Consider the following 13,245-nt stretch of genomic DNA (forward strand, 5'->3'; position numbering starts at 1 on the left):
ACCTAACGAGTTCGTAAATATTTATAATTTTTGATGAGGTTTTAATATGACAGCCAGTGAGTTTAGTCAAGGAAATCAACTGCTAAGGAGTAATCAGCTTGAGGAGGCTGTGGCTGTTTACCAAAAGGCGATCGCACATGATCCTAGTTTTCATTGGTCTCACTACAAGCTCGGCGAAGCATTAGAGAAGTTAGGACGTTTAGAGGAAGCAGCAGAAGCCTATCAGCAAGCGGTGGAGCGACACCCTAATAAAGATTGGTATCACCTAGATCTAGGGAGAGTTTTGCGGGCTTTGGGTCGAAATGCAGAGGCAGTTCAAGTCGAAGAAACCGCGACGGAGATTGAGGGGAAGTTGTCAGAGAGGCGATCGCTTTTAAAGATATATTTAGCATCCCAGAGTCGAGGAAATCAGGGTATTCCAAGCCATCAGGACAATCAAAATCCAGAATATTCTTATTGGTCTAGACGAGAGAACAGTAACTATCTCCGGGAAATTAGATACATTATTAATCTGATCGGGAACAATGCCAACTCAATGATAGATGTCGGTTCCAATGGATGTCCTTATCTCGATTGGTTTGCCTGGATTCCAGAACGATATTCTATTGATTTACGCAACCCTTATCAAGCTCCAGGCGTGGTTCATGTTAAGACAGATTTTCTCAAATATAATCCAGGAAAGAAATTTGATATCTTGACCTGTCTTCAGGTGATTGAGCACGTGCGAAATGCTCGGGCTTTTTGTCAGAAACTCTTGAAAACTGGTCGTGTGTTGGTCGTTTCCGTACCTTACAAATGGCAGGCAGGACGCACAAAAGGTCATATTCATGACCCGGTTGACCTAGAAAAAATGAATCATTGGTTTGGACGAGAACCTAATTATTATCAGTTCATCACTGAACCCGGTTCACCACTCCGTCGCCTGATCTGTGTTTATGATGTAGAATCAAATCTAAAATCTGACCAACTGAAAATGTTGTGTAAATCTAAGGAGATATCGATGGTCAGCAAGCTGGAAGAAGGCAACCTGTTACAGCGGATGAATCAGCTCGGGGAAGCAGTGGAGGTTTATCGTGAAGCGATTCAGGAAAATTCTAGTTTTTATTGGGTTTATCAGAAGTTAGGAGAAACTCTCTCTAAATTGGGACGGTTGTATGAGGCTGAAGAGGCTTTTCGTCAGGGAATATCGGTTAACCCAGATGCTGGGTGGTTGCATTTGAGCTTGGGGAGAATGTTGGCAAAGCAGCACCTGTGGGAGCAGGCGATCGCATCTTATCGTCAAGCCGTGAAGTTAGGATTAGATCAACCGGCGGTTTTGTATGAGTTGGATCAAGCAATGGCTACAGCCCAACATACACCCGTGCTTTCTGAAAATACAGATATCAAAATTTACCGCGCCGATGACATGAGATACACCAGTTTTCATGCACGGGCTAACTACGATTTTTTAAAATCAGAAAAATTTGTGTTTACGAATAGCCCAGAAGAAGCAGATATGTTTTTGTCTCGCCATCTGAAAAATTTATACCCTTATATTAAAAAGTATGGAAAACTGAAGAAATATTTAGTATGGACTCATGAACCTCGTTATGATACTCACTTCTTCGACAAGATTTATATATTGACAAATGTAGAAGTCAATATTATGAACACTTATACAAAGAACATTTATGTAAATAATTACAATTATTTTGAGTTGCCAATTATGAACTATGTAAATCTGAGTTCATTCGATAAACCAAAAGGCAAAAAGGTCGTCATCATAGCGACCTGCAAACCGGCAGTTCCCTTAATTAAGGATGGAGTCGATCTGGACTTAATCAAGATTAGAAATAACATTGCTTATGTGGGATTTGATTTGGGAAAAGTTGACATCTACGGCCCCGGTTGGAAACGTGGTGTCGCTGTCGAGGATTCTCGAAAAATAGCAAGACAAAAAGCCCAAAGCCAGTATATAAGAAAAATTGAACAACTGCGACAATATCACTTTAACTTGTGTTTTGAAAGTACGAGTTATCCCTATTATTGCACTGAAAAAATTTGGCATTCACTAGAAGCAGGATGTTTACCAATTTATTATGGGAAAGGAAATGCAATTTATGAAGACTTTCCCGCCCATAGTTTTTTGGATTACTCGGAATTCAATCATCCAGAAGCTTTGTTTGAATATATTGATGCCATGACTATTGATGAATTTAATGACCGGATGAATCGCTGCATTGCCACAGTTAATAAAATTGCTTCTTTGCCCAACGATGAACTAAGTAAGGCTAGGACACTAGCCCATAAAAATATAATAGATAAGCTGAAAATAATTTTTGCTCCAGAATTACAGCTATCACCACAACATGAGCCATCGCCTGAGCTGTGTCAAACATCTCCAGACTGGTTAGAAACTTCCGGAGAAAATCTGGCTTTAAATAAGCCAGCTCAACAAAGTTCTTTCTCGAAATGGTCAAAACCTGACGATCCTCAACGGGCAGTTAATGGTTACAAAACAGGTAGTTATAGTTTTTGCACAAGTTTAGAGGATAACCCTTGGTGGCAAGTTGATTTACAGGAGGTACGTGCGATACAACAGGTCCGAATTTATAACCGTGTCGATAATATTGATTATTCAGAACGCGCTATAACTCTGAACATATTATTGTCAACCGACGGCTATGAGTGGGAACAAGTTTATGTCAACGATCGCAGATTAGTACCTGGAGGCATCTATGGAAAACCTTTGATTGTCTCTGTTGCTTCCCGGGCGGCTAGGTATGTCCGCATTCAGTTAAATGCCAGAACCTATTTACATTTGGATGAGGTAGAAATTTATGGTTATTAATATCTCAAATTTTCAGAAAATGTGGTATAATTAGCTTGGTTTGCTGCCATGGTTAAACATCGATAGGATTGTTCAAATGACAATTGTTTTAATTACAGGTTCAGCCGGGTTGATCGGATCGGAAGCCGTGAGCTTTTTTATAGAAAAAGGCTATACGGTGGTAGGTATAGATAATAATATGCGACAAACTTTGTTCGGTGAAGAGGCTTCAACAGAATGGAATCTGAATCGCCTGCTATCTATTTATCAGGATCAATATATTCACTGTCAAGCTGATATTCGCGATCGCCATCATATCGACCAAATATTTAAGTCTTATGGTGAGGATATTTCACTGATTATTCATACAGCCGGTCAACCTTCCCACGATTGGGCGGCTCAAGATCCAGAAACTGATTTCACCATCAACGCCAATGGAACTTTGGTTCTATTAGAAGCCACTCGTCAACACTGCCCAAATGCTGTTTTCATTCACTGTTCGACCAATAAAGTTTATGGTGATTCTCCTAATATTTTACCTTTAGTGGAACAAGAGTTGCGATGGGAAATTGAGCCGGATCATATCTATGCAAATGGGATTGATGAGACCATGAGCATCGATCAATCTAAGCACTCTTTATTTGGAGTTTCCAAAGCTGCCGCAGACCTATTGGTGCAGGAATACGGTCGCTATTTTGGCATGAAAACAGCCGCCTTTCGAGGTGGATGTTTGACCGGACCGACTCATTCTGGGACTCAGTTACATGGGTTTCTATCCTATTTAATAAAATGTACAATGATGGGAACTCCCTATCAAGTTTTTGGCTATAAGGGCAAACAGGTTCGCGATAACATTCACAGCTACGATTTGATTAACGCCTTTTATCACTTTTATCTTTCTCCTCGAATTGGTGAAGTTTATAACATGGGTGGGAGTCGCCATAGTAACTGTTCTATGTTAGAAGCCATTCAGCATTGTGAATCGATTGTTGAAAAAAAATTGAATTGGACTTATTCTGAGTCGAATCGGATTGGTGATCATATTTGGTGGATTAGTGACGTATCGAAGTTTAAAAAACATTACCCAGATTGGCATTTTACTTACACAGTTCCCGATATTTTGAAGGAAATGTTTGTCAAAAATACAGAGCGTTGGGTGTGACATTTTTACAGTTTAAGTAGTCAATATTAATAAAATATTAACCGATGAAATTTGCAAATTTAGAGTTAGAAATTAGAGACGGAGAATCTTGTCCCGCTTGTGGTCATCACATATCAGTTCCTTTGTTTCAGCAACACCATCCTTTGGCTAATACAGTGATTCCTAAAACTTATCAAGAATCTAAAGATTTAGAATACTTACCATTGGACTATGTTAGATGTGTGGACTGTGGGCATATTTATAACTATGCTTTTGACTATCAAAAGGTTCCCTATTCTGAGCAGCCTTACCCATCTTTTAATCAGGGAGTATTATGGTCGGGATTTATGAGAGAAATTCAGGAGCAGATCCTGACGATTTTGCCTGATCAACCAGTGGTTGTAGAAATCGGACATGGAGATGGCAGCTTTTTGGCAGGACTGAGAACTCTCAATCCCAAAGGTCGTTATGTGGGTTTTGATGTTAATGGCGCTCAGGATGGAGAAGGCCTGGTTGAGTTTCGATCTGAGATGTTTAATCCGGAAGTCAACCTGCCGGAACTTATGCCCGATTTGATCGTCAGCCGTCATGTTTTAGAGCATCTTAAGAATCCCTTGGGTTTATTACAAAGACTGGCTTTGGTAGCCACTCATCTGGGCATCAGTCCTTTGACCTATTGGGAAGTTCCCTGTGCAGACAGGGTGGTGGAAACCGGAAGGACGGTAGATTTTTTCTATGAACATATTTCCCAATTTACAACTAGCTCATTTACCAGAATGCTATCTCAGTCTAGCTTATCTATTGATAAAATTGGTTACGGTTATGACCGAGAGGTTATCTATGGTCTGACTCGGTTGGGTGTCAAAAATCATCAATTAAAGATAGCTGAGGAATGTCAAAATTATCGATTTTCTACAGACCAAGGTTTGGCAGATATCAAGGCTCAACTGGAGCAGTTGTACTGCTCAGGATCTAAGGTTGCAATTTGGGGAGGATTGGGGAGATCGTCAGCTTTTATGAATCGCTATGGTGTAGATGTGGAAAGATTTCCTATTGTGGTTGATTCTGATATTTCTAAAGCCGGTAAATTTGTGCCGGGTACGGGTCAAGAAATACGCTTTCGAGATTGGTTGCTGGAACACCCAGTAGATATCATTATTATTCCTTCTCAGTGGAGAGCCAAAGATATCATTGCGGAAATTAAGCGAGTTGGGATTTCTGTCAAAACTGTTTTGATTGAGCATCAGTATAGGTTGGTTGACTACTATCAGCAAGATGTCTACTGCTAATTTATCGCCAATTCTCAACTTGAATAAATGCGCGGATGTCTGGTATATTAGGAAAGGGGTAATACCCAGATTGTGATGTTTGTATTTCCTGGGGTAAATTGGTTTATGAGTGATTTTAGTCTGGGTAATGAGTTGCTGAGAAATGGTAAAGTCCAAGAGGCTGTGGCTGCTTACCAAAAGGCGATCGCCCATCACCCTCGTTTCCCCTGGTATCACTACAAGCTGGGAGAGGCATTGTCACAGTTGGGACGTTGGGATGAGGCGATCGCTCACTATCAAACAGCGATCGAAATTGAACCCAGATCTAAGTCACTTAAATCGGCTTTAGCTGAGGCTCTAGCTGCTACAAAAACTGTTCTAGGTGTCAGTCAAATAAACCCCAATTATGATTACCAAGATTTGCCTCCTTCTCCTCCTCCAAAAGAAATGCTACCTTCATTGATATGTGATTTTACCCTAAATAATAAAATACCAGTTTTACATCATTATTACAACAATACTCGCACTTCTCCCATAGTCCTCAGTATGACCGCTTACCAGAATGTATTTAATCGTCTCGAAACTGGTTCTTTTAAATACTATGGAAAAACTTTGCATCATTTATTAAATGCTTTTGATAAATATAGCATTGTCAATAAAAATGTTCTGATTTTTGGATTGAATCGTGTTAACTGTGATGCCATATCGATTTGGAAAGGTGCCGCCAATGTTTATGTGATAGATTATAACTTGCCCGTCTCAGAACATCCACAAGTACAAGTTTTTTCTACTGATGATTATATCGGCCAAAATATCAAAGCTGATGCAGCTATTTCTATTTCATCTTTTGAACATGACGGCTTAGGTCGTTATGGGGATCCAATCAACCCGACCGGAGACTTTGAAGCTATGAAACTCGCCAAAAAATTAATTAAAAAAGACGGTCTCTTGTTTTTCTCTGTTCCTGTGGGTCAAGATTGTCTGGTTTGGAATGCTCATCGCATTTATGGTAAGATCCGCTTGCCAATGATGTTGGAAGGCTGGAAAACGGTGGACAGTTTCGGGTTTTCCGAGTCTTTGATAGTCAATAAGCCCCTGGGAGCTTTTTCTTATGAACAACCTGTTTTTGTGCTTCAGAATTTATAAAATTCCTGAATTTGTGACGGGCTATAAAAATGCCGGGTAAACTTGGAACTTAACATCTTGTCTAAATAGTCTTTGGGAAGTAACAGTTTTTCCTGAAACTCTTGAAATCGGTGACTATACCACTTCTGGGAACTAATATTTTGGTTTTCTAGTTGCAAGTTGCTGATACCTGTAAACATTCGGATAACCTCCTGTTTTTGGCTATCCATTAGTTCCGCTTGCATAATCAAAATATGGTAAGATTCATGTAAGTAGGTTTGCCATCCTAACATCGAAAAAAGCTGGCTGTAAATATCAAAATTTAAGCATTTATTGAACTCTCTATCAAACCAAATCAGGGGATAGCTGAGGTCTAATGTCCAAAATTTATTAATCAGTTCTTCAATACTCAACTGTAGAATTTCTTCTTGGCTTAAATGGGGGTAATATGTATCGAGGTTTTGAAAAAAGCCACTAACATTTACAGCAATGGGATTTCTGACCATGGAAATAATTTTTAAGGGTTCTCCTAACCAGTTTTTGAACACAAAATAGCCATCTACACAATGCCCTTTGTGTATATTTTTTTGGAGATAAGTTTCATCTAAGAAATGAATATCATAGACCTGTGAAGTGTAGTTCTTTAAAGATGTAGAAATAGAAGTTGAACCCACTTTCCCCATGGTGTAAACCAAAAAACGCTGCTGTTGATTTTGAGTGGGTAATGGCGACGAATTATGATATTTTTTGATGATGGTATTTAATAATGATTTAGCGGGTTGGTGGTCTGGATGAGATTTTAATAACTGATGCAGGCATTGTATCGCCTGTTGAGAATTACCTATTTTCTGTAAGCAGCAGGCTTTTTGATAGTAAAACTCGCTTAAATCCGATCGCAACTTAATACATTGTTCCCAAATCTCTAAAGCCTTTTGGTGCTGTCCTTGCTGGCTTAAATCCATCGCTGTTTCGCGCATGGTTCTGATATATTTGCGACCCGTAAACCGCATTTTATCAATAACGGTTTCAGCTTCCATGTTGATGGTGATGGCGGTGGGGTGTTTCAGCGGAAAGCTAATTGATTGGGTAGGTAAATTGGCGATTTCATCAACTTCCCAGGTGGTATGGGCGGCATCTGCACCAAAACCAACATTAGAAATTAAGTTCTGATTGGGAATGATACATAAACCTTGATTTACCAAACAAGTAAATGTCCAAGCCCATCCCCAGGAATTAAAACCATTGTAGGTTAAATCAAAGATTTCTGCCCAATATTCGGCGCGGTCTTGACTTCCCAATAAATCTCTTAACCAATGGCGATCGCACTTGGTTAGCCAAGACTTTAAATCCGGGTCAAATAACCGCCAAGCTCGCCGCCATGTCGCCCATCCCCAATAAAAGCTATACTGGGAAAAATAATAGCTGGAATTTGCCGATTGATAGCCGTGGGTATTTTCTCCGGTAATTTGGAAAATTTGGTGATCATGACGATAGCGGATTAATAACTCTTGGCAAAATTTAAAAAAGCTGATATCCGGGATACAGTCATCTTCTAAGATAATCGCTTCTTCCACTAAACTAAACACCCAATTGAGCCCACTGGCGACTCGCTGTTTACAACCTAAGTTAAAATCCGAGTAGTTGGTTAAAACTTGACAATCCCAATCAACCGTATCAATAATGGCGCGAGTTTGGGCGCATTTTTGGGCTTCTAAATCATTGCCGGGTTCGGGACCATCAGCAATCACCAGTAACTGCTGAGGTTTGACTTGGCGAATCACATCAAACACTTTTTGAGTGGTATCTGGTCGCCTAAAAATGAGTAAAACGACGGGGGTGGTGAAAGATTGAATTTCAGGCATTTATAAATGATGACAAGGTTTCTTTATGTGGCATGGGCTGCTCCGATATGATACAATCTTTTCAGCCGTAATCAAATTGGACTCAGTACCAGCCCCGTCCCAACAGATGAAAACTGACAAACTATTTTATCGCATTTTTCTATGGCAACCGGAACTGATTGCTGAGTTAGTTCCCGGCATTCCCACGGACTGCCAATTTGATTATAGCGCTCCGGTGGTCAAAGAACAGGAACAGCGCATTGATGGCTTATTTACCCCCGTGGGGGATGACCCAGATTTGCCCTTGGTGTTCGTGGAAGCGCAAATGCAGACTGATAGGGGATTCTATGGTCGCTTTTTTCAGGAAGTGTTCATGTATCTGAGACAATATGAGGTGAGCCGACCTTGGCGGGGGCTATTGATTTTCTCCAGTCGCGGCCAGGGGTTGGGGGTGGAGACTCCCTATCGCCTGCTATTGGATAATTTGGTGGAAAGGCTTTATCTCGAAGATCTCATTCCTCGGTCGGATTTGAGTCCGAATTTGGCGTTGTTGCGGTTGTTGGTATTACCGGAGTCGGAAACCCCAGAAAGCGCTCGTAATTTGTTGAATGTGGAGGCGAGTGAGGAGGTATTTCAGCGACGGTTGGACTTGGTAGAAAGTATAATGGCGAGTAAGTTTCCAGAGTTGAGCTTGGAGGAGATACGGGAAATGTTGGATATTACCCAGGTTAAGCTTGAGGATACCCGGTTTTATCGGGATGTGTTGCAGAAGGGTCGCCAGGAAGGTCGCCAGGAAGGTCGCCAGGAAGGTCGCGAAGAAGCACAGACGCAGATGCTGTTACGACAGTTAACCCGTCGCTGTGGTGAGTTGTCGGATATGCAACGGCAACAGGTGATATCTCTCAATTCGGGTCAAAGGGATGAGTTGGCGGAGGCTTTGTTAGATTTTCGGGGGATGGAGGATTTAGTGCGCTGGTTGCAAACAGATGAAAACTGACAAACTTATCCCAAACCAACTCAGAATTGAAGAAACCCGGTTTTTTCAAAAAACCGGGTTTCTGGAAACAAGCGATCGCCTTAATCAAAGCCTTAATCAAATTTAACTCAGTACCAGCCCCGTCTCAAAAGATGAAAACTGACAAACTATTTTATCGCATTTTTCTATGGCAACCGGAACTGATTGCTGAGTTGGTTCCCGGCATTCCCATGGACTGCCAATTTGATTATAGCGCTCCGGTAGTCAAAGAACAGGAACAGCGCATTGATGGCTTATTTACCCCCGTGGGGGATGACCCAGATTTGCCCTTGGTGTTCGTGGAAGCGCAAATGCAGGCGGATAGGGGATTCTATGGTCGCTTTTTTCAGGAAGTGTTCATGTATCTGAGACAATATGAGGTGAGCCGACCTTGGCGGGGGCTATTGATTTTCTCCAGTCGCGGTCAGGGGTTGGGGGTGGAGACTCCCTATCGCCTGCTATTGGATAATTTGGTGGAAAGGCTTTATCTCGAAGATCTCATTCCTCGGTCGGATTTGAGTCCGAATTTGGCGTTGTTGCGGTTGTTGGTATTGCCGGAGTCGGAAACCCCAGAAAGCGCTCGTAATTTGTTGAATGTGGAGGCGAGTGAGGAGGTATTTCAGCGACGGTTGGACTTGGTAGAAAGTATAATGGCGAGTAAGTTTCCAGAGTTGAGCTTGGAGGAGATACGGGAAATGTTGGATATTACCCAGGTTAAGCTTGAGGATACCCGGTTTTATCGGGATGTGTTGCAGAAGGGTCGCCAGGAAGGTCGCCAGGAAGGTCGCCAGGAAGGTCGCCAGGAAGGTCGCGAAGAAGCACAGACGCAGATGCTGTTACGACAGTTAACCCGTCGCTGTGGTGAGTTGTCGGATATGCAACGGCAACAGGTGATATCTCTCAACTCGGGTCAAAGGGATGAGTTGGCGGAGGCTTTGTTAGATTTTCGGGGGATGGAGGATTTAGTGCGCTGGTTGCAAACAGATGAAAACTGACAAACTTATCCCAAACCCACATTGTAGGGTGCGTCAGAACCGGGGAATTTTCATACTAACCGAATATTCTCGGTTGACGCACCACAATAGCGATCGCTTTCCCCCAAACTCTCAAAGGCGATCGCTTTCCCCAAAACTCTCCCAGGCGATCGCTTTCCCCCAAACAAACATTGTCGGGTCGTCAGAATTTAAGAAACCCGGTTTTTTGAAAAAACCGGGTTTCTGGAAACAGGCGATCGCCTTAATCAAAGCCGTAATCAAATTGGACTCAGTACCAGCCCCGTCCCAACAGATGAAAACTGACAAACTATTTTATCGCATTTTTCTATGGCAACCGGAACTGATTGCTGAATTGGTTCCCGGCATTCCCACGGACTGCCAATTTGATTATAGCGCTCCGGTGGTCAAAGAACAGGAACAGCGCATTGATGGCTTATTTACCCCCGTGGGGGATGACCCAGATTTGCCCTTGGTGTTCGTGGAAGCGCAAATGCAGACTGATAGGGGATTCTATGGTCGCTTTTTTCAGGAAGTGTTCATGTATCTGAGACAATATGAGGTGAGCCGACCTTGGCGGGGGCTATTGATTTTCTCCAGTCGCAGCCAGGGGTTGGGGGTGGAGACTCCCTATCGCCTGCTATTGGATAATTTGGTGGAAAGGCTTTATCTCGAAGATCTCATTCCTCGGTCGGATTTGAGTCCGAATTTGGCGTTGTTGCGGTTGTTGGTATTGCCGGAGTCGGAAACCCCAGAAAGCGCTCGTAATTTGTTGAATGTGGAGGCGAGTGAGGAGGTATTTCAGCGACGGTTGGACTTGGTAGAAAGTATAATGGCGAGTAAGTTTCCAGAGTTGAGCTTGGAGGAGATACGGGAAATGTTGGATATTACCCAGGTTAGGCTTGAGGATACCCGGTTTTATCGGGATGTCTTGCAGAAGGGTCGCGAAGAAGCACAGACGGAGATGCTGTTACGACAGTTAACCCGTCGCTGTGGTGAGTTGTCGGATATGCAACGGCAACAGGTGATATCTCTCAACTCGGGTCAAAGGGATGAGTTGGCGGAGGCTTTGTTAGATTTTGGGGGGATGGAGGATTTAGTGCGCTGGTTGCAAACAGATGAAAACTGACAAACTTATCCCAAACCCACATTGTAGGGTGCGTCAGAACCGGGGAATTTTCATGCTAACCGAATATTCTCGGTTGACGCACCACAATAGCGATCGCTTTCCCCCAAACTCTCAAAGGCTTCCCCAAAACTCTCCCACGCTTTCCCCCAAACTCTCAAAGGCGATCGCTTTCCCCAAAACTCTCCCAGGCGATCGCTTTCCCCCAAACAAACATTGTCGGGTCGTCAGAATTTAAGAAACCCGGTTTTTTCAAAAAACCGGGTTTCTGGAAACAGGCGATCGCCTTAATCAAAGCCGTAATCAAATTGGACTCAGTACCAGCCCCGTCCCAAAAGATGAAAACTGACAAACTATTTTATCGCATTTTTCTATGGCAACCGGAACTGATTGCTGAATTGGTTCCCGGCATTCCCACGGACTGCCAATTTGATTATAGCGCTCCGGTGGTCAAAGAACAGGAACAGCGCATTGATGGCTTATTTACCCCCGTGGGGGATGACCCAGATTTGCCCTTGGTGTTCGTGGAAGCGCAAATGCAGACTGATAGGGGATTCTATGGTCGCTTTTTTCAGGAAGTGTTCATGTATCTGAGACAATATGAGGTGAGCCGACCTTGGCGGGGGCTATTGATTTTCTCCAGTCGCAGCCAGGGGTTGGGGGTGGAGACTCCCTATCGCCTGCTATTGGATAATTTGGTGGAAAGGCTTTATCTCGAAGATCTGATTCCTAGGTCGGATTTGAGTCCGAATTTGGCGTTGTTGCGGTTGTTGGTATTGCCGGAGTCGGAAACCCCAGAAAGCGCTCGTAATTTGTTGAATGTGGAGGCGAGTGAGGAGGTATTTCAGCGACGGTTGGACTTGGTAGAAAGTATAATGGCGAGTAAGTTTCCAGAGTTGAGTTTGGAGGAGATACGGGAAATGTTGGATATTACCCAGGTTAAGCTTGAGGATACCCGGTTTTATCGGGATGTGTTGCAGAGGGGTCGCGAACAAGGTCGCGAACAAGGTCGCCAGGAAGGTCGCGAACAAGGTCGCGAACAAGGTCGCGAAGAAGCACAGACGCAGATGCTGTTACGACTGTTAACCCGTCGCTGTGGTGAGTTGTCGGATATGCAACGGCAACAGGTGATATCTCTCAACTCGGGTCAAAGGGATGAGTTGGCGGAGGCTTTGTTAGATTTTGGGGGGATGGAGGATTTAGTGCGCTGGTTGCAGACAGATGAAAACTGACAAACTTATCCCAAACCCACATTGTAGGGTGCGTCAGAACCGGGGAATTTTCATACTAACCGAATATTCTCGGTTGACGCACCACAATAGCGATCGCTTTCCCCCAAACCCTCCCACGCGATCGCTTTCCCCAAAACTCTCCCAGGCGATCGCTTTCCCCCAAAAACATTGTCGGGTCGTCAGAATTTAAGAAACCCGGTTTTTTCAAAAAACCGGGTTTCTGGAAACAGGCGATCGCTTTCCCCCAAAACTCTCCCACGCTTTCCCCAACACTCTCCCACGGCTTCCCCAACACTCTCCCACGCTTTCCCCCAAACTCTCAAAGGCGATCGCAACCACCTCCACTTCCCCACTCCCACCTGACACTTATATCGGTTTCCCGGAATAAAGCATTCGGTTATCCGTACTTGACAAAATTGCCCTAATTATAATACAGCCGGAAATTAACCATAATGGCGATCGCATTCCCCAAAACTCTCAAAGGCGATCGCCTTTCCCAACCACCCAAGGGTCACATATTCCTGTAGGGGCGGGTTCAACAGCCTATATTCTTCTTCACCAGCAGCTATATAAACCCGCCCCGGTTTTTTGAAAAAACCCCGTTTCCAGAAACAAGCGATCGCCTTTCCCAACCACCCAGGGGTCACATATTCCTGTAGGGGCGGGTTCAACAGCCTATATTCTTCTTCACCAGCA

The 13,245-nt window shown here is 43.4% G+C and carries 13 protein-coding genes; 8 read left to right on the top strand and 5 right to left on the bottom strand.

Annotated elements, in window-relative coordinates; translation table 11 throughout:
* Nucleotides 1–46: 46 nt before the first annotated feature.
* From NLZ44_RS17725 to NLZ44_RS17740, 4 genes are all read left to right on the top strand, one after another.
* The gene (locus tag NLZ44_RS17725; RefSeq protein WP_493750625.1) at nt 47–2,830 is read left to right on the top strand and encodes a tetratricopeptide repeat protein; all 2,784 of its coding nucleotides are present in this window, start codon (nt 47–49) and stop codon (nt 2,828–2,830) included.
* 76 nt (nt 2,831–2,906) lie between these two features.
* Nucleotides 2,907–3,971: an NAD-dependent epimerase/dehydratase family protein gene (locus tag NLZ44_RS17730; RefSeq protein ID WP_187758571.1), complete on the top strand. Its 1,065-nt coding sequence runs from the start codon at nt 2,907–2,909 to the stop codon at nt 3,969–3,971.
* 44 nt (nt 3,972–4,015) lie between these two features.
* Nucleotides 4,016–5,239, top strand: coding sequence for a class I SAM-dependent methyltransferase (locus NLZ44_RS17735; RefSeq protein WP_187758572.1), 1,224 nt, complete (start codon nt 4,016–4,018; stop codon nt 5,237–5,239).
* A 105-nt stretch (nt 5,240–5,344) separates the two neighbouring features.
* Complete coding sequence (locus NLZ44_RS17740; protein WP_493750626.1) at nt 5,345–6,364, top strand: DUF268 domain-containing protein; 1,020 nt, start codon at nt 5,345–5,347, stop codon at nt 6,362–6,364.
* On the opposite strand, the gene NLZ44_RS17745 is transcribed toward NLZ44_RS17740, so the two are convergent.
* The gene (locus tag NLZ44_RS17745; protein WP_493750627.1) at nt 6,352–8,205 is read right to left on the bottom strand and encodes a putative capsular polysaccharide synthesis family protein; all 1,854 of its coding nucleotides are present in this window, start codon (nt 8,203–8,205) and stop codon (nt 6,352–6,354) included. The two genes, NLZ44_RS17740 and NLZ44_RS17745, sit on opposite strands and share 13 nt — an antisense overlap.
* Before the next feature lie 106 nt (nt 8,206–8,311).
* Here NLZ44_RS17745 and NLZ44_RS17750 point away from each other — a divergent pair, with 106 nt between their 5' ends.
* From NLZ44_RS17750 to NLZ44_RS17760, 3 genes are all read left to right on the top strand, one after another.
* Nucleotides 8,312–9,181 carry a DUF2887 domain-containing protein gene (locus tag NLZ44_RS17750; RefSeq protein ID WP_493750628.1) on the top strand — a complete coding sequence of 290 codons (870 nt, stop codon included), beginning with the start codon at nt 8,312–8,314 and terminating at the stop codon, nt 9,179–9,181.
* 131 nt (nt 9,182–9,312) lie between these two features.
* Complete coding sequence (locus NLZ44_RS17755; RefSeq protein WP_493753028.1) at nt 9,313–10,194, top strand: DUF2887 domain-containing protein; 882 nt, start codon at nt 9,313–9,315, stop codon at nt 10,192–10,194.
* A 292-nt stretch (nt 10,195–10,486) separates the two neighbouring features.
* Nucleotides 10,487–11,320, top strand: coding sequence for a DUF2887 domain-containing protein (locus tag NLZ44_RS17760; protein WP_493753029.1), 834 nt, complete (start codon nt 10,487–10,489; stop codon nt 11,318–11,320).
* A 154-nt stretch (nt 11,321–11,474) separates the two neighbouring features.
* Here the strand turns inward: NLZ44_RS17760 and NLZ44_RS17765 are convergent, their stop codons facing one another.
* Nucleotides 11,475–11,624 (bottom strand): hypothetical protein, encoded by a 150-nt coding sequence (locus tag NLZ44_RS17765; protein ID WP_493750629.1) that lies wholly within the window; start codon nt 11,622–11,624, stop codon nt 11,475–11,477.
* A gap of 31 nt (nt 11,625–11,655) precedes the next feature.
* On the opposite strand from NLZ44_RS17765, the gene NLZ44_RS17770 reads away from it, so the two are divergent.
* Nucleotides 11,656–12,549: a DUF2887 domain-containing protein gene (locus NLZ44_RS17770; protein WP_493750630.1), complete on the top strand. Its 894-nt coding sequence runs from the start codon at nt 11,656–11,658 to the stop codon at nt 12,547–12,549.
* Between the two features lie 55 nt (nt 12,550–12,604).
* Here the strand turns inward: NLZ44_RS17770 and NLZ44_RS17775 are convergent, their stop codons facing one another.
* From NLZ44_RS17775 to NLZ44_RS17785, 3 genes are all read right to left on the bottom strand, one after another.
* Entirely contained in the window at nt 12,605–12,808 is a 204-nt protein-coding gene (locus tag NLZ44_RS17775) for a hypothetical protein (RefSeq protein WP_493750631.1), read from the bottom strand.
* Nucleotides 12,754–12,915: a hypothetical protein gene (locus NLZ44_RS17780; RefSeq protein ID WP_493750632.1), complete on the bottom strand. Its 162-nt coding sequence runs from the start codon at nt 12,913–12,915 to the stop codon at nt 12,754–12,756. Before NLZ44_RS17780 ends, NLZ44_RS17775 begins: the two co-directional genes overlap by 55 nt.
* A 77-nt stretch (nt 12,916–12,992) precedes the next feature.
* Nucleotides 12,993–13,220: a hypothetical protein gene (locus NLZ44_RS17785; RefSeq protein WP_493750633.1), complete on the bottom strand. Its 228-nt coding sequence runs from the start codon at nt 13,218–13,220 to the stop codon at nt 12,993–12,995.
* Nucleotides 13,221–13,245: the final 25 nt, after the last annotated feature.

The organism is Arthrospira sp. PCC 9901 (assembly GCF_059013425.1).